This window comes from Pleomorphomonas diazotrophica, from assembly GCF_002844595.1.
Taxonomy (GTDB): domain Bacteria; phylum Pseudomonadota; class Alphaproteobacteria; order Rhizobiales; family Pleomorphomonadaceae; genus Pleomorphomonas; species Pleomorphomonas diazotrophica.
In genome coordinates this window covers 1-17,069 of sequence record NZ_PJNW01000026.1, presented here as the reverse complement: position 1 = coordinate 17,069, position 17,069 = coordinate 1, and the positions used below count along the sequence as shown (strand labels likewise).

Genomic DNA, 17,069 nt, shown 5'->3' with positions numbered 1-17,069 from the left:
CGCGCCGTCCATCTGCGCCGCGCCGGTGATCATGTTCTTCACATAGTCGGCGTGGCCTGGGCAGTCGACGTGGGCATAGTGACGGTTCTGCGTCTCGTACTCGACGTGCGCCGTGTTGATCGTGATGCCGCGCGCCTTCTCTTCCGGAGCCGCATCGATCTGGTCATAGGCCTTGAACGTCGCGCCGCCCGTCTCGGCAAGCACCTTGGTGATCGCCGCAGTCAGCGACGTCTTGCCATGGTCAACGTGACCGATCGTGCCGATGTTGCAGTGCGGCTTCGTCCGCGAAAACTTTTCCTTGGCCATCGGATATCTTCCTCTGTTTCGTGAAAGCAGGTGGGGTCAGCGGTCGTGAAATCAGGCGTACTTGGCCTGGACTTCCTGGGCGACCGCCGCCGGGACCTGCTCGTAGTGGTCGAACTGCATGGTGTAGCTGGCGCGTCCCTGGCTCATCGAGCGGAGCTGGTTCACGTAGCCGAACATGTTGGCGAGCGGAACGAAGGCCGTGATGACATTGGCGTTGCCGCGCATGTCCTGGCCCTGGATCTGGCCGCGACGGGAGTTCACGTCGCCGATGACGGAACCGACGTATTCTTCCGGCGAAACGATCTCGACCTTCATCACCGGCTCAAGCAGAGCCGGCGAGGCCTTCTCGATGGCTTCGCGCAGAGCGGCGCGGGAGGCGATTTCGAAGGCGATGGCCGAGGAGTCGACCTCGTGGTAGGCGCCGTCGACCAGCGTCACCTTGACGTCCACCACCGGGAAGCCGGCGAGCGGACCGGAGGTCATCACCGAGTTCAGACCCTTTTCGACGCCGGGGATGTATTCCTTCGGAACCACGCCGCCGATGATCTTGTTCTCGAACTGGAAGCCCTTGCCGACTTCGTTCGGCTCGACCACGAACTTCACCTTGGCGAACTGGCCGGTACCACCGGTCTGCTTCTTGTGGGTGTAGTCGATCTCGGTGGCCTTGCGGATGGTCTCGCGGTAGGCAACCTGCGGGGCGCCGACGTTCACCTTGATGTTGTGCGGAGCACGACGGAGAATGTCGATCTTGATGTCGAGGTGCAGTTCGCCCATGCCCTTGATGATCGTCTGGCCCGACTCCTGGTCGGTGGAGACGCGGAAGGACGGATCCTCGGAGGCCAGCTTCTGAAGGGCGATGGAGAGCTTCTCCTGCTCGCTCTTGGTGGCAGCCTCGACGGCCATCTCGATGACCGGCTCGGGGAATTCCATCTTCTCAAGGATGACGGGCTTCAGCGGATCGCAGAGCGTGTCGCCGGTGCGGGTGTCCTTCAGGCCGACGAAGGCGACGATATCGCCAGCGCGAGCTTCCTCGACGTCCTCGCGGGTGTCGGCGTGCATCTGGACCATGCGGCCGATGCGCTCGCGCTTCTCGCGGGTCGAGTTCAGGACGGTCGAACCCTTGTTCAGCACGCCCGAGTAGACGCGGGCGAACGTCAGCACGCCATAGGGATCTTCGATGATCTTGAAGGCGAGCATGGAAAGCGGCTCGTCGTCGGACGACTGACGAACGACTTCTTCCTCGTTCTTCGGATCGATGCCCTTGGTCGGCGGCACGTCGACCGGCGACGGCAGGAAGTCGACGACGGCGTCGAGCAGCGTCTGCACGCCCTTGTTCTTGAAGGCCGAGCCGGCGAGAACCGGGAACCAGGCCGAAACCAGAACCGCCTTGCGGATCAGCTTCTTGAGGGTCGCCTCGTCGGGCTCGTTGCCCTCGAGGTAGGCCTCCATGGCAGCGTCGTCCATTTCGACGGCGGCTTCGATCAGCTCGGCACGCGCTTCCTTGGCGCGCTCCAGCATGTCGGCCGGGATCTCTTCGTCATGGAACTTGGCGCCGAGCTGTTCGTCTTCCCACACGACCGCCTTCATGCGGATGAGGTCGACGATGCCCTTGAAGTTGGCTTCGGCGCCGATCGGCAGCTGCAGGGCGATCGGACGGGCGCCAAGGCGCGTCTTGATGTCGCTGAGGCACTGGTCGAAGTTGGCGCCGGTCTTGTCCATCTTGTTACAGAAGACAATGCGCGGCACGTTGTACTTGTCGCCCTGGCGCCAAACCGTCTCGGTCTGCGGCTCGACGCCCTGGTTGGAGTCCAGCACGCAGACGGCACCGTCGAGCACGCGCAGCGAACGCTCGACTTCGATGGTGAAGTCGACGTGGCCTGGGGTGTCGATGATGTTGAGGCGCTTGCCGTTCCAGAAGGTGGTGGTGGCAGCCGACGTGATCGTGATGCCACGCTCCTGCTCCTGCTCCATGTAGTCCATGGTGGCAGCGCCGTCGTGCACTTCGCCGATCTTGTGGGACTTGCCCGAGTAATAGAGGACGCGTTCCGTCGTCGTCGTCTTGCCCGCATCGATGTGGGCCATGATGCCGAAGTTGCGGTAGTCCTCGAGCTTATGCGTACGAGCCATGATCGTCTCCGCCTGTCCGGATTACCAGCGATAGTGCGAGAAGGCGCGGTTGGCTTCAGCCATCCGGTGCGTGTCTTCGCGCTTCTTGACGGCGGTGCCGCGGTTGTTGGCGGCGTCCATCAGCTCGCCCGACAGACGATCGATCATCGTCTTCTCGTTGCGGCCACGGGCGGCCGAGATCAGCCAGCGGATGGCGAGAGCCTGACGGCGCTCGGCGCGAACCTCAACCGGGACCTGGTAGGTGGCACCACCGACGCGGCGCGACCGGACTTCGATCTGCGGCATCACGTTGTGGAGCGCCTGGTGGAAGGTCTGAACCGGGCTCTGGCGGGTACGGGTCTCGATGCTGTCGAAGGCACCGTAGACGATCGCTTCGGCGACCGACTTCTTGCCGTCCTGCATGATCGAATTCATGAACTTGGAAACGACGATATCACCGAACTTCGGATCGGGATTGATCTCGCGCTTCTCTGCACTGTGACGACGGGACATACTTCGTCTCCGGGTATAGCAAAATAAGACCGACCGGATCCGGCTTCACGCACAGATCCGGCCAGGGATCACTTCGGACGCTTGGCGCCGTACTTCGAGCGGCGCTGCTTGCGGTTCTTGACGCCCTGCGTGTCGAGCACGCCGCGGAGAATGTGATAGCGCACGCCGGGAAGGTCCTTGACGCGGCCGCCACGGATCATGACGACCGAGTGCTCCTGAAGGTTGTGACCTTCGCCGGGGATGTAGCCGATGACCTCGTAGCCGTTGGTCAGACGAACCTTGGCGACCTTACGAAGGGCCGAGTTCGGCTTCTTCGGGGTCGTCGTATAGACGCGCGTGCAGACGCCGCGCTTCTGAGGACAGGCCTCGAGATGGCGGGCCTTCTCACGGTAAACCGGCGCCACGCGCGGGTTACGGATCAACTGATTGATCGTCGGCATCCTTCACCTTCAATCCAACGTCCGGACCTTCATAGAGGCCGGAACTTCACTTCCTTCAGAGCCAGCCGCCGCCCAAACCGAGGCAACAGGCCAGCTCCCTGACCGAATTCGCAGCTCTCCGCACCCCGCCCGCACAAAACGAAGCGCGCCGATAACGTGAAATCTCACGTCCGGCGCGGCGGAAAGCAGAGGAACAATGCCCTACGGCACCGTTCGTGCGTACAACAGCTTTCACCACCAGTGGAACGAGCTGCGTTTAACGATGCTTGATCAAGGGCTTAAGGACCAGTGATCGATCACGCGTTACAGACCAACTCTTCAAGTGGCGCGGACACTACTCAAACAATCCCCAACCGTCAAGCCAGCCGGAGAAAAAAGCCGGAAACCTCGGCCTTCTGCGGACCCCGCCTCGTCACAGACGCATCAAGCGGCAATTCCATGACGATTTGGCGCAACAAATGGACTCTGCCCTGCCCTTTTTGCCCGTCCGGCCGGGCCGGGCAGCGAATCCTCGGGCGAATCCTGCCGACAGCAGCGAGCGGACTCGGCGACCGAATCCTTGCGAGGAGGCCTCAATGAAAAGCGCGGCGCCCTTTCGGAGCGCCGCGCCCTTCAAACTTGCGAATCCCCAGGTCGGTCAGACCTCGGTGGCGATCCGGTCGACTTCGCCGACGGTCACCTCGACGCCCTCGCCGAGGGCGTCCTTGCGGCGCTCCTCAAGGATCAGCTCGTCGCGGCGCATCGCCACCTGACGGATGCGGTTCATCAGCGAACCGGTACCGGCCGGGATCAGGCGACCGACGATGACGTTCTCCTTGAGGCCCTCGAGGGTGTCGACCTTGCCATTGACCGCCGCCTCGGTGAGGACGCGGGTGGTCTCCTGGAAGGACGCCGCCGAGATGAAGGAGCGGGTCTGCAGGCTGGCCTTGGTGATGCCGAGCAGGATCGGGTGGGCGATCGCCGGCTGCTTGCCTTCGGAGGTCGCCTTCTCGTTGATCTGCTCGAACTCCAGCTTGTCCACCTGGTCGCCGCCCATCAGGTCGGTGTCGCCGCCGTCGGTGACCTCGACCTTCTGCAGCATCTGGCGAACGATCACCTCGATGTGCTTGTCGTTGATCACCACGCCCTGCAACCGGTAGACTTCCTGGATCTCGTTGACGAGGTAGGCGGCCAGCGCCTCCACGCCCTTGATGGCCAGGATGTCGTGCGGCGCGGGATTTCCGTCGACGATGTAATCGCCCTTCTCGACCACGTCGCCTTCCTGAAGATGGAAGTTCTTGGTCTTGGGGATCAGGTACTCGCGCGGCTCAAGGCTGGCATCATGCGGCTCGATGAGCACGCGACGCTTGTTCTTGTAGTCGCGGCCGAAGCGGATCGTGCCGTCGATCTCGGCGATGATGGCGTGATCCTTCGGACGACGGGCCTCGAACAGCTCGGCAACACGCGGCAGACCGCCGGTGATGTCGCGCGTCTTGGCGCTCTCGAGCGGGATACGGGCGAGCACGTCGCCGGCATGCACCTTCGAGCCCGGCTCGACCGACAGGATGGCGTCGGGGCTGAGCAGGTAGCGGGCGTCGCCGCCCTTCTGCGGCTTCAGGATCTTGCCGTTGGCATCCTTGACCACGATGGCCGGCTTGAGGTCCGACGTACGGGCCGAGCCGCGCCAGTCGATGACCACGCGCTTGGTGATGCCGGTCGCCTCGTCGGTGGTCTCCGACACCGAGGCGCCTTCCACCAGATCCTCGTAGCCGACGACACCGTCGACGTCGGTCAGCACCGGGCGGGTGTAGGGGTCCCACTCGGCAAGACGCTGGCCGCGCTTGATCTTGTCGCCGTCATCGACGTGCAGGCGCGAGCCGTAGACCACGCGATGGGTCGAACGCTCGTTGCCGGCCTCGTCGACCAGCACCACGGCGAGGTTGCGGCCCATGGCGATGAGCTTGCCCTCGCTGTCGCGCACGACGTTGCGGTTGCGGATCTTGACCGTGCCTTCGATGGTCGACTCGATGAACGACGAGTCCACCACCTGCGCCGTGCCACCGATGTGGAAGGTGCGCATGGTGAGCTGGGTGCCCGGCTCGCCGATCGACTGGGCGGCGATGACGCCGACGGCCTCGCCCATGTTAACGGGCGTGCCGCGCGCGAGGTCGCGACCATAGCACTTGGCGCAGACGCCGATCTTGGTGGCGCAGGTCAGCACCGAACGAATCTTGACCGACTGGATGCCGGACTTCTCGATCCGCTCGACGTCGCGCTCCTCGATCAGCTTGCCCTTCTCGACCAGCACCTCGCCGGTGGCGGCGACGGTGATGTCTTCCGCCGCCGTGCGACCGAGGATGCGGGCGCCGAGCGTCGCCACCACCTGACCGGCGTCGACGATTGCCTGCATGCGCAGACCCTGGTCCTCGGCGCCGCAGTCGGTCTCGGTGATGATGCAGTCCTGCGCCACGTCGACGAGACGACGGGTGAGGTAGCCCGAGTTGGCGGTCTTGAGCGCGGTGTCGGCCAGACCCTTGCGGGCGCCGTGCGTGGAGTTGAAGTACTCCATCACGGAAAGGCCTTCCTTGAAGTTCGAGATGATCGGCGTCTCGATGATCTCGCCCGACGGCTTGGCCATCAGGCCACGCATGCCGGCGAGCTGCTTCATCTGGGCCGGCGAACCACGGGCGCCCGAGTGGCTCATCATGTAGATGGAGTTCATCGGCTTGGTGCGGCCGGTGTCATCCTTCTGCACGGAGGAGATGCGCTTCATCATCTCCTCGGCCACCTTGTCGGTGCACTTGGCCCAGGCGTCGACCACCTTGTTGTACTTCTCGCCCTGGGTGATCAGGCCGTCGGAGTACTGCTGCTCGTAGTCGTTGACCAGCGCCAGCGTCTCGCCGACGAGGTTCGCCTTGGTCTCCGGAATGACCATGTCGTCCTTGCCGAAGGAGATGCCGGCGTTGCAGGCTTCCCGGAAGCCAAGGGCCATGATCTTGTCGCAGAAGATCACCGACTCCTTCTGACCGCAATGGCGGTAGACGGCGTCGATCATGGCCGAGATCTTCTTCTTGGTCATGAGCTCGTTGCAGAGATCATACGGCACGTTGTGGTGCTTGGGCAGCAGCTGGCCGATCATCATGCGGCCCGGCGTGGTCTCATAGATCTTGGAGACCGGGTTGCCGTCCTTGTCGACCGTCTTGAAGCGGCCGCGCACCTTGGAGTGCAGCGTCACGGCACCGGTGTCGAGCGCATGCTGCAGCTCGCCGAAGTCGGCGAAGGCCATGCCCTCGCCCGGCTCGCCGTCATTCATGATCGACAGGTAGTAGAGGCCGAGAACGATGTCCTGCGAGGGAACGATGATCGGCGCGCCGTTGGCCGGGTGCAGGATGTTGTTGGTCGACATCATCAGCACGCGGGCCTCGAGCTGGGCTTCGAGGCTAAGCGGCACGTGCACGGCCATCTGGTCGCCGTCGAAGTCGGCGTTGAAGGCCGAGCAGACGAGCGGATGCAGCTGGATGGCCTTGCCTTCGATCAGGATCGGCTCGAAGGCCTGGATGCCCAGGCGGTGCAGCGTCGGGGCGCGGTTCAGCATCACCGGATGCTCGCGGATCACCTCATCGAGGATATCCCAGACTTCCGGACGCTCCTTCTCCACCAGCTTCTTGGCCTGCTTCACCGTCGAGGAGAAGCCCTTGGCGTCGAGGCGGGAGTAGATGAACGGCTTGAACAGCTCCAGCGCCATCTTCTTCGGCAGGCCGCACTGATGCAGCTTCATTTCCGGGCCGACCACGATGACCGAACGGCCGGAGTAGTCGACGCGCTTGCCGAGGAGGTTCTGGCGGAAGCGGCCCTGCTTGCCCTTCAGCATGTCGGAAAGCGACTTCAGCGGACGCTTGTTGGCGCCGGTGATGACGCGGCCGCGACGGCCGTTGTCGAACAGCGCATCAACCGACTCCTGAAGCATGCGCTTCTCGTTGCGGATGATGATGTCCGGCGCGCGCAGCTCGATGAGGCGCTTCAGGCGGTTGTTGCGGTTGATGACGCGGCGGTAGAGGTCGTTGAGGTCGGAGGTCGCGAAGCGGCCGCCGTCCAGCGGGACCAGCGGGCGCAGGTCCGGCGGGATGACCGGGATGACGCTCATCACCATCCACTCGGGCTTGTTGCCCGACTGGATGAAGGCCTCGATGATGTTGACGCGCTTGGCGAGCTTCTTGGGCTTCAGCTCGGAGGTCGACTCGGCGATCTCCTGGCGCAGCTTCTCGGCGAGCTTCGGCAGATCCAGCGACTGCAGCAGTTCGCGGATGGCCTCGGCACCGATCAGCGCGGTGAAGGTATCCTCGCCATACTCCTCCTGGGCGCGCATGTAGTCCTCTTCGGTGAGGAGCTGATGCTGCTTGAGGGGGGTGAGGCCCGGCTCGGTGACGACGTAGTTTTCAAAGTAGAGGATGCGCTCGAGGTCCTTGAGCGGCATGTCGAGCAACAGGCCAATGCGGCTCGGCAGCGACTTCAGGAACCAGATGTGGGCGACGGGCGCGGCGAGCTCGATATGGCCCATGCGCTCGCGCCGGACGCGCGACAGCGTGACTTCGACGCCGCACTTCTCGCAGATGACGCCCTTGTACTTCATGCGCTTGTACTTGCCGCACAAGCACTCGTAGTCCTTGATCGGCCCGAAGATGCGGGCGCAGAACAGGCCGTCGCGCTCGGGCTTGAAGGTACGGTAGTTGATGGTCTCGGGCTTCTTGATCTCGCCATAGGACCAGGAAAGGATCTTCTCGGGGGAAGCGAGGGAGATCTTGATCTGGTCGAAGACCTGCACGGGAGCCTGTGCGTTGAAAAGGTTCATGACCTCTTGGTTCATCGGCTCTTCTCCTGTGATGCAGCCCGACCGCCGTCTGTCCGCCTCGCCGGCGGGGGCCACATGAAAAATCTCTGAGGCGCCATCGGCGCCGGTGTTCGGGACGCGCCGAACTGCCGGCGCTTGCGCGCCGACAGCTCAAGGCGTTTCCGTCGTTAGGCGCGCCGGATCACTCCGCCGCGTCCTGGGGCCGCTCGTCGCCGATGACGGCGTGTTCCTTGGAGTTGACCAGCTCGACGTTGAGGCCGAGCGAGCGCATCTCCTTGACCAGAACGTTGAAGCTCTCGGGGATGCCGGACTCGAAGGCCTCGTCGCCACGGACGATCGCCTCATAGACCTTGGTACGGCCGGCCACGTCGTCCGACTTGACCGTCAGCATCTCCTGCAGCGTGTAGGCCGCACCGTAGGCTTCAAGCGCCCACACCTCCATTTCGCCGAAGCGCTGGCCGCCGAACTGCGCCTTGCCGCCCAGCGGCTGCTGGGTCACGAGGCTGTAGGGGCCGATCGAACGGGCGTGGATCTTGTCGTCCACGAGGTGGTGGAGCTTCAGCATGTAGATGTAGCCCACGGTGACCTTGCGGTCGAAGGGCTCGCCGGTACGGCCATCGTAGAGCACCGACTGGCCGGAGGTGTTCACCCCCGCCTTGGCCAAGAGCTCGTTGATATCCGGCTCGCGGGCGCCATCGAACACCGGCGTGGCGATCGAAATGCCCTTCTTCACCTGGTTGGCGAGAAGCACGATCTCGTCGTTGCTGTAGGTGCCGATGTCCTCGGTCTTGGGCGAGCCCTTGTAGGTCTCGACCACCAGTTCGCGCAGCGGCTCGATCTCCTGGCTGTGCCGGTAGGCTTCCAGCATCTCGCCGATCTTCTTGCCCATGCCGGCGCAGGCCCAGCCGAGATGGGTCTCGAGGATCTGGCCGACGTTCATGCGCGAGGGCACGCCGAGCGGGTTCAGCACGATGTCGACATGGGTGCCGTCCTCAAGGAACGGCATATCTTCCACCGGAACGATGCGCGAGACGACGCCCTTGTTGCCATGACGGCCGGCCATCTTGTCGCCCGGCTGGATCTTGCGCTTCACGGCGACGAAGATCTTGACCATCTTCATGACGCCCGGCGGCAGTTCGTCGCCGCGCTGCAGCTTCTCCACCTTGTCGATGAAGCGCTGCTCGAGCCGCTTGCGGCTCTCGTCATACTGCTTGCGCAGGGCCTCGATCTCGCCCATGGCCTGCTCGCTCTCGAGGGCGAACTGCCACCACTGCGACCGCGGGAACTCCTCGAGCTTCTCCTGGTCCAGAAGGGTGTCCTTCTTGAAGCCCTTGGGGCCGCCGACGCCGGTCTTGCCGATCAGCATGTCCATCAGGCGGCCGTAGACGTTACGGTCGAGGATGGCCTGCTCGTCGTCGCGGTCCTTGGCGAGGCGCTCGATCTCCTCGCGCTCGATCGCCATGGCGCGCTCGTCCTTCTCGACGCCGTGGCGGTTGAAGACGCGCACTTCGACGATGGTGCCGGTGACGCCCGGCGGAACGCGCAGCGAGGTGTCGCGAACGTCCGACGCCTTCTCGCCGAAGATGGCGCGCAGAAGCTTCTCTTCCGGCGTCATCGGGCTTTCGCCCTTCGGCGTGATCTTGCCGACCAGGATGTCGCCGGCCTGAACCTCGGCGCCGATGTAGACGATACCGGCTTCGTCGAGGTTCTTGAGCGCCTCTTCCGACACGTTCGGGATGTCACGGGTGATTTCTTCCGGACCCAGCTTGGTGTCGCGGGCCATCACCTCGAACTCCTCGATGTGGATCGAGGTGAACACGTCTTCGGCCACGATCTTCTCGGAGAGAAGGATCGAGTCCTCGTAGTTGTAGCCGTTCCACGGCATGAACGCGACCAGCACGTTCCGGCCGAGGGCCAGATCGCCGAGGTCGGTCGACGGACCGTCGGCGATGATGTCGCCCTTGGCCACCACGTCGCCGACGCGCACCAGCGGACGCTGGTTGATGCAGGTCGACTGGTTGGAGCGCTGGAACTTCATCAGGCGGTAGATGTCGACGCCGGACTTCGACGGATCGAGGTCCTCGGTGGCGCGGATGACGATACGGGTGGCGTCCACCTGGTCGATGACGCCGCCGCGCTTGGCGGCGATCGCGGCGCCCGAGTCACGGGCGACGATCGGCTCCATGCCGGTGCCGACGAAGGGCGCCTCGGCGCGCACCAGCGGCACGGCCTGACGCTGCATGTTCGAGCCCATCAGGGCGCGGTTGGCGTCGTCGTTCTCGAGGAACGGGATCAGCGCCGCGGCGACGGAGACGACCTGCTTGGGCGACACGTCCATCAGGTCGACGCGTTCCTTGGCAACCTGGGCCGTCTCGCCGGCGTGGCGGGAGATGACGAGATCGTTGACGAAGTGGCCCTCGTCGTCGAGCTCGGCATTGGCCTGGGCGACCGTGTACTTGCTCTCTTCCATCGCCGAGAGATAGACGACCTTGTCGGTCACCCGCTCGTTCTCGACGATACGATAGGGGCTCTCGATGAAGCCGTACTTGTTGACGCGGGCGAAGGTGGCCAGCGAGTTGATCAGACCGATGTTCGGGCCTTCCGGCGTCTCGATCGGGCAGATGCGGCCATAGTGCGTGGTGTGAACGTCACGCACCTCGAAGCCGGCACGCTCGCGGGTCAGACCGCCCGGGCCAAGGGCCGACAGGCGGCGCTTGTGGGTGATCTCGGAGAGCGGGTTGGTCTGGTCCATGAACTGGCTGAGCTGCGACGAGCCGAAGAACTCGCGCACGGCGGCAGCCGCCGGCTTGGCGTTGATCAGGTCCTGCGGCATGACCGTGTCGATGTCGACCGAGCTCATGCGCTCCTTGATGGCGCGCTCCATGCGCAGGAGACCGACGCGATACTGGTTCTCCATCAGCTCGCCGACCGAACGGACGCGGCGGTTGCCGAGGTTGTCGATGTCGTCGATCTCGCCCTTGCCGTCGCGCAGCTCAACGAGCGTCTTGATGACGGCAAGGATGTCCTCCCGGCGCAGGACGCGGACGGTGTCCGGGCACTGGAGGTCGAGGCGCATGTTCATCTTGACGCGGCCGACGGCGCTGAGGTCGTAGCGCTCGGCGTCGAAGAACAGCGACTTGAACATCGCCTCGGCGGTGTCGATGGTCGGCGGCTCGCCCGGACGCATGACGCGGTAGATGTCGAACAGCGCGCCCTCGCGGGACTCGTTCTTGTCGACGGCCAGCGTGTTGCGGATATAGGCGCCGGTGTTGACGTGGTCGATGTCGAGCAGCGGCAGCTCGTCGATGCCGAGGTCGGCGAGCATCGCCAGCATCTTCGGGGTGATCTCATCGCCGGCTTCGACGTAGATCTCGCCCGTCTGCATGTTGACGACGTCTTCGGCGATGTAGAGACCCTCGAGCTCCTCGTCGGTCACCTTCAAGGCCTTGAGGCCCTTCTCGGCGAGCTGGCGGGCAGCGCGGGCGGTCAGCTTGCGGCCGGCACCCACCACCACTTCGCCGGTGTCGGCGTCGATGAGGTCGGCAACGGCCTTCATGCCCTTCATGCGGTTGGCATCATAGGGCATGCGCCAGCCGTCCTTGGCGCGCTCGTAGACGATCTTGTTGTAGAAGGTGTCGAGGATCTCCTCGCCGTCGAGACCGAGGGCGAACATCAGGCTCGTCACCGGAATCTTGCGGCGGCGGTCGATGCGCGCATAGACGATGTCCTTGGCGTCGAACTCGATGTCCAGCCAGGACCCGCGATAGGGAATGATGCGCGCGGCGAACAAGAGCTTGCCCGACGAGTGGCTCTTGCCCTTGTCGTGGTCGAAGAACACGCCCGGCGAGCGGTGCATCTGCGAGACGATGACTCGCTCGGTGCCGTTGACGATGAAGGTGCCGTTGTCGGTCATGAGCGGCATGTCGCCCATGTAGACGTCCTGCTCCTTGATGTCCTTGACCGACTTGGCGCCGGTATCCTCGTCGACATCGAACACGATGAGGCGCAGCGTCACCTTCAGCGGCGCGGCAAAGGTCATGCCGCGCTGACGGCACTCGTCGACGTCATACTTCGGCGCCTCGAACTCGTAGCGGACGAACTCGAGGAACGCCGTGCCGGCGAAGTCGGAAATCGGGAACACAGACTTGAAAACGGCCTGGAGGCCCTCCTCAGGACGTCCGCCCTTGGGCTCCTCCACCATGAGGAACTGGTCGTAGGACGCCTTCTGGACCTCGATCAGGTTCGGCATCTCGGCAACTTCCCGGATGTCTCCGAAGAACTTGCGGACACGCCTGCGGCCGTTGAACGTTTGCGCCATTGCTTCCCTCGTACACCGTGATCGGCAGACCGGAACCCTTTGATGCGCAACGCTGTAAACGTCGCCGAAGGGCTCGGGACAAACCGACCGTCGACCGACAGGCCAAGTCTTTAGCCAATTCGATCCGATTCGGGCCAAAAAAAGGCCATCTCAAAAACAACCGTTGGGCGGCCCGATTTTGTCGAGCCGCCCACCGTTAGAAATGCAAGGTCGATTACTTGACGTCGACCTTCGCGCCAGCTTCTTCAAGCTGCTTCTTGATCTTGGCGGCGTCGTCCTTGGAGGCGCCTTCCTTGACCGGCTTCGGAGCGCCTTCGACCAGGTCCTTGGCTTCCTTGAGGCCGAGACCGGTGATGGCGCGGACTTCCTTGATCACGTTGATCTTCTTGTCGCCGGCGTCGACGAGGATGACGTCGAACTCGGTCTTCTCTTCCTCAGCGGCGGCCGGAGCGGCACCACCGGCGGCGCCAACGGCGGCGACGGCGACCGGAGCAGCGGCGGACACGCCCCACTTCTCTTCGAGGAGCTTGGACAGCTCGGCGGCTTCCAGGACGGTCAGGGCCGACAGTTCATCGACCAGCTTGGCAAGATCAGCCATTTCACTTCTTCCTTCAGTAACGGTTCGAACCAGATTTTTGTTTCAGGTCGAACGGCCTCACGCCGCTTCGTCCTTCTTGGCATAAGCCCCGAACACGCGGGCCAGCTGGCCCGCGGGCGCCTGCAGGACGCCTGCGATGCGGGTCGCCGGGGTATTGATCATACCCAGCAGCTTGGCGCGCAGTTCGTCCAGCGACGGCAGGCTCGCGAGAGCCTTGACGCCGTTGGCATCGAGGTTGGTCTTGCCGAGAGCGCCACCCAGAACGACGAGCTTGTCGTTGGTCTTGGCGTAATCGACGGTGACCTTGGACGCCGCGACCGGATCCGCCGAATAGGCGATGACGGTCGGACCTGTGAACAGGTCAGCGATGTGCTCGGCATCAGTGCCTTGAAGAGCAAGCTTGGCGAGGCGGTTCTTGGCGACCTTGACCTTGCCGCCGGCTTCCCTCATGCGGGCGCGATACGCCTGCAGGTCAGCGACGGTAAGGCCTTGGTAGTGGGACACGACGATGACGCCCGCGCCCTTGAACGAGGCGTTGAGTGCGTCGATCAGTTCCCGCTTTTCCGCTCTATCCACGGCCTGTCTCCAGATGAACGACAAGGTTATGCACCTCGCCGTCAGGTTGCTGTTGCCACGCCTTCGCCCTGAGGCTCGTGCGCAGCGTTCGCGGCCTGTCCGCCAACCCGTTCCGGAAAACCGGCGTGGCTGGAGGGAAGAGTTCGAACCGGTACTCGTCTTGGGAAGAACGGCGGACCGTCCTTCGGATGATACGGATCTCACTCCCGTCTCATGCAGGCCCCGACGTCACCCGGAAAACCGGGATCGGTCCGATGGCTTAGGTCGCGGCAGATGCCGGACACCCGCAATCTCGGACAGGGTCGGGAGCCTCCCTCGGGGACGAGCCCCTCCGGAAGCTACCGATCCCGCCGGCCGGAGCCGACGGGAAACTCATTGCCTCGCATCGAGGCAGCCGACCCTATATGGGCCGGAAATCGCCTTTAGGAAGCGGCGCCGACGGAGCCGACTTCCACCTTGACGCCGGGGCCCATGGTCGAGGAGACCGACAGGCGCTGCAGATAGGTGCCCTTGGCACCGGTCGGCCTGGCCTTCTGGACGGCATCGACGAGGGCGCGCACGTTGTCGAGCAGCGCCTCGGCGGTGAACGACGCCTTGCCGATACCGGCATGGACGATACCCGCCTTCTCGACGCGGAACTCGACCGCACCACCCTTGGAGGCCTTGACGGCGGCGGCGACGTCGAGCGTCACGGTACCGACCTTCGGGTTCGGCATCAGGCCGCGCGGGCCGAGCACCTTGCCGAGACGGCCGACCAGCGGCATCATGTCCGGCGTGGCGATGCAGCGATCGAAGGCGATCTCGCCCTTCTGGATCGTCTCGACCAGATCCTCGGCGCCGACGATGTCGGCACCGGCGGCGGTCGCTTCGTCGGCCTTGAGGCCACGGGCGAACACGGCGACGCGGACGGTCTTGCCGGTGCCATGCGGCAGCTGGACGACGCCACGGACCATCTGGTCGGCATGACGGGGATCGACGCCGAGGTTGATGGCGACTTCGACGGTTTCGTCGAACTTCGCCGTGGCGCGCTCCTTGATCAGGCCGAGGGCCTCGGTCAGCGGGTAGAACTTCTTGCGATCGATGCCTTCACGGCTGGCGGCGACGCGCTTGGGAAGCTTGGCCATGTCGGTCACTCCGCGATCTTGAGGCCCATGGAGCGGGCAGAGCCCTCGACCATGAGCATGGCGGCGTCGATGGAGGTGGCGTTCATGTCGACGAGCTTCTTCTCGGCGATCTCACGCACCTGCGCCTTGGTGACGGAGCCGGCAGTGCCGGTGCCCGGCGTCTTCGAGCCCTTGTCGAGACCCGCCGCCTTCTTCAGGAAGTAGGTGATCGGCGGGGTGCGGAGCTTGAAGGTGAACGAGCGGTCGGCATAGATGGTGAAGAGCACCGGGATCGGCATGCCCTTTTCCATACCCTGCGTCTGCGCGTTGAACGCCTTGCAGAATTCCATGATGTTGAGGCCGCGCTGACCGAGCGCGGGGCCGATCGGGGGCGACGGGGTCGCCGCGCCGGCCGCCACCTGAAGCTTCAGGTAGCCGGTGATCTTCTTCGCCATTTTTCTCTCCTCGTCGGCGTATCCGGCAAGGCCGGTCCGCCTTCAGGTTCGTGGTCGGAGGGCCATGTCCCGGCGGCGATGGCCGGGGCCCCTCTCCCACGGGGTGGGTGCCGACCGGCGAACCAGACGGCGAACGCGACACCGGAAACCGGCGCCGCAAACTCTCGTCAGACCTTCTCGACCTGACCGTATTCCAGCTCGACAGGGGTGGCGCGACCGAAGATCGACACCGCCACCTTGAGGCGGCTGCGCTCCTCGTCCACCTCTTCCACGAGACCGGAGAAGGAGGCGAAGGGGCCGTCGGACACCTTGACCTGCTCGCCGATCTCGAAGCTGACGGAGGGCTTGGGCCGCTCGACGCCAACTTCGACCTGATTCATGATCCGCTCCGCCTCGCGGTCGGGAATGGGAACCGGCTTGTTGTCGGACCCAAGGAACCCAGTGACCTTCGGCGTATTCTTGATGAGGTGATAGGCCTCATCGGTCATGTCCATGCGCACCAGGACATAGCCCGGGAAGAACTTGCGCTCGGCGGCCACCTTGCGGCCGCGACGGACCTCGGTGATGCTCTCGGTCGGCACCAGAACCTGCTCGAAGAGGTGCGCGAGACCGCGCTGCTGCGCCTGCTCCTTGATGGAGTCGGCCACCTTCTTCTCGAAATTCGAGTAGGCGTGCACGATGTACCAGCGTTTTACCATGTCGATGCTCCCCAGGCGGTCGTTATCAGCCGCTGAGGCCGAGCAGCAACCCGACACCCCAGTTCATGATCATGTCGGCGACGAGGAAGAAGATCGCCGCGAGGATGGCCATGATGAACACCATGGTCGTCGTGATCGCCGTTTCGCGCCGGGTCGGCCACGTGACCTTGCCGGCCTCGGTCCGAACCTGCTGCAGAAACTCAAGGGGGCTAGTCTTGGCCATACATCCACTCATGACGGTCGGGCGCGCGGAACGTCAGCTCCGCGCGCCACGAGACAGGAACCGTTATCTATAGCTTCCGGTAGGTCGACGCAAGAGGGAAATGGCAGGGGCAGCAGGGCTCGAACCCGCGACCTGCGGTTTTGGAGACCGCCGCTCTACCAACTGAGCTATACCCCTAGACTTCCGCTCGCGGACGCCAGTCCGATCGCTTATAGCCGAACCGGCTTCCGGATCAAGCACCAAAAGCGCGGTGCGCCCTTCTTACCGATTCCTGCCGGCGGAGCAAGCCCCGCGCGGCAATTTCTTTGTCTCCCGAATGGCTTGGCTGTGGATCAGCCTGGAAACTCGGGAGAATCCGGCGACCGAAGGCCGCCGGATAAGCATTGTCACTCGACGATCGAAGCGACGACGCCGGCGCCGCCCCAGTCCGCGCTTGTCGCGGACGGTGCTGGTTGCTCCATCGTCACTCGACGATGGAGGCCACCACACCTGCTCCAACCGTACGACCGCCTTCACGGATGGCGAAGCGGAGCTTCTCTTCCATGGCGATCGGAACGATCAGCTGGACGTTCATCGTCACGTTGTCGCCGGGCATCACCATCTCGACGCCTTCGTTCAGCGTCACCACGCCGGTCACGTCCGTCGTGCGGAAGTAGAACTGCGGGCGGTAGTTGGTGAAGAACGGCGTGTGACGGCCACCCTCTTCCTTGGTCAGGATGTAGGCCTCGGCCTTGAACTTGGTGTGCGGGTTCACCGAAGCCGGCTTGCACAGCACCTGGCCGCGCTCGACGTCTTCACGCTTGGTGCCGCGCAGCAGAGCGCCGATGTTGTCGCCGGCCTGGCCCTGGTCGAGCAGCTTGCGGAACATCTCGACGCCGGTCACGGTCGTCTTGACGGTCGGACGG

The 17,069-nt window shown here is 64.1% G+C and carries 13 protein-coding genes and 1 tRNA gene; all 14 read right to left on the bottom strand.

The annotated features are described in order from the left end of the window. The coding region (locus tag CXZ10_RS21230; protein WP_180335983.1) for a GTP-binding protein at positions 1–306 on the bottom strand (306 nt) is incomplete at its 3' end. Positions 307–357: 51 nt separating this feature from the next. Then, the gene (fusA, locus tag CXZ10_RS21225) at positions 358–2,433 is read right to left on the bottom strand and encodes an elongation factor G (protein WP_101291368.1); all 2,076 of its coding nucleotides are present in this window, start codon (positions 2,431–2,433) and stop codon (positions 358–360) included. A 21-nt stretch (positions 2,434–2,454) separates the two neighbouring features. Then, positions 2,455–2,925 (bottom strand): 30S ribosomal protein S7, encoded by a 471-nt coding sequence (gene rpsG, locus CXZ10_RS21220; protein ID WP_101291367.1) that lies wholly within the window; start codon positions 2,923–2,925, stop codon positions 2,455–2,457. Between the two features lie 68 nt (positions 2,926–2,993). After that, positions 2,994–3,365 (bottom strand): 30S ribosomal protein S12, encoded by a 372-nt coding sequence (gene rpsL, locus CXZ10_RS21215; RefSeq protein WP_026782429.1) that lies wholly within the window; start codon positions 3,363–3,365, stop codon positions 2,994–2,996. A gap of 637 nt (positions 3,366–4,002) precedes the next feature. Next, on the bottom strand, positions 4,003–8,208 hold the full coding sequence (gene rpoC / locus CXZ10_RS21210) for a DNA-directed RNA polymerase subunit beta' (protein WP_101291366.1): 4,206 nt from the start codon (positions 8,206–8,208) through the stop codon (positions 4,003–4,005). A 166-nt stretch (positions 8,209–8,374) separates the two neighbouring features. Continuing rightward, entirely contained in the window at positions 8,375–12,511 is a 4,137-nt protein-coding gene (gene rpoB / locus CXZ10_RS21205) for a DNA-directed RNA polymerase subunit beta (RefSeq protein WP_101291365.1), read from the bottom strand. A gap of 214 nt (positions 12,512–12,725) precedes the next feature. Continuing rightward, positions 12,726–13,109, bottom strand: a complete 384-nt coding sequence (rplL, locus tag CXZ10_RS21200; RefSeq protein WP_101291364.1) for a 50S ribosomal protein L7/L12 — start codon at positions 13,107–13,109, stop codon at positions 12,726–12,728. 57 nt (positions 13,110–13,166) lie between these two features. Next, a complete protein-coding gene (gene rplJ, locus CXZ10_RS21195) occupies positions 13,167–13,685 on the bottom strand; it encodes a 50S ribosomal protein L10 (RefSeq protein WP_101291363.1) in 519 nt (172 codons plus the stop codon). Positions 13,686–14,107: 422 nt separating this feature from the next. Beyond that, positions 14,108–14,809, bottom strand: a complete 702-nt coding sequence (rplA, locus tag CXZ10_RS21190; RefSeq protein ID WP_101291362.1) for a 50S ribosomal protein L1 — start codon at positions 14,807–14,809, stop codon at positions 14,108–14,110. Between the two features lie 5 nt (positions 14,810–14,814). Continuing rightward, positions 14,815–15,243, bottom strand: a complete 429-nt coding sequence (gene rplK / locus CXZ10_RS21185; protein WP_100083498.1) for a 50S ribosomal protein L11 — start codon at positions 15,241–15,243, stop codon at positions 14,815–14,817. Between the two features lie 167 nt (positions 15,244–15,410). Next, positions 15,411–15,941, bottom strand: a complete 531-nt coding sequence (nusG, locus tag CXZ10_RS21180; RefSeq protein ID WP_101291361.1) for a transcription termination/antitermination protein NusG — start codon at positions 15,939–15,941, stop codon at positions 15,411–15,413. Positions 15,942–15,966: 25 nt separating this feature from the next. Beyond that, positions 15,967–16,164, bottom strand: a complete 198-nt coding sequence (gene secE / locus CXZ10_RS21175; protein ID WP_026789304.1) for a preprotein translocase subunit SecE — start codon at positions 16,162–16,164, stop codon at positions 15,967–15,969. 101 nt (positions 16,165–16,265) lie between these two features. Beyond that, positions 16,266–16,341: transfer RNA gene (locus tag CXZ10_RS21170), tRNA-Trp, on the bottom strand. Between the two features lie 286 nt (positions 16,342–16,627). Continuing rightward, positions 16,628–17,069, bottom strand: a 442-nt coding sequence (locus tag CXZ10_RS21165) for an EF-Tu C-terminal domain-related protein (protein WP_245412971.1), incomplete at its 5' end; no start/stop codon positions are given.

Coding starts and splice junctions, on each gene's coding strand:
- fusA (WP_101291368.1), bottom strand. CDS start 2,433: ATGGCTCGTACGCATAAGCTCGAGGACTACCGCAACTTCGGCATCATG.
- rpsG (WP_101291367.1), bottom strand. CDS start 2,925: ATGTCCCGTCGTCACAGTGCAGAGAAGCGCGAGATCAATCCCGATCCG.
- rpsL (WP_026782429.1), bottom strand. CDS start 3,365: ATGCCGACGATCAATCAGTTGATCCGTAACCCGCGCGTGGCGCCGGTT.
- rpoC (WP_101291366.1), bottom strand. CDS start 8,208: ATGAACCAAGAGGTCATGAACCTTTTCAACGCACAGGCTCCCGTGCAG.
- rpoB (WP_101291365.1), bottom strand. CDS start 12,511: ATGGCGCAAACGTTCAACGGCCGCAGGCGTGTCCGCAAGTTCTTCGGA.
- rplL (WP_101291364.1), bottom strand. CDS start 13,109: ATGGCTGATCTTGCCAAGCTGGTCGATGAACTGTCGGCCCTGACCGTC.
- rplA (WP_101291362.1), bottom strand. CDS start 14,809: ATGGCCAAGCTTCCCAAGCGCGTCGCCGCCAGCCGTGAAGGCATCGAT.
- rplK (WP_100083498.1), bottom strand. CDS start 15,243: ATGGCGAAGAAGATCACCGGCTACCTGAAGCTTCAGGTGGCGGCCGGC.
- nusG (WP_101291361.1), bottom strand. CDS start 15,941: ATGGTAAAACGCTGGTACATCGTGCACGCCTACTCGAATTTCGAGAAG.
- secE (WP_026789304.1), bottom strand. CDS start 16,164: ATGGCCAAGACTAGCCCCCTTGAGTTTCTGCAGCAGGTTCGGACCGAG.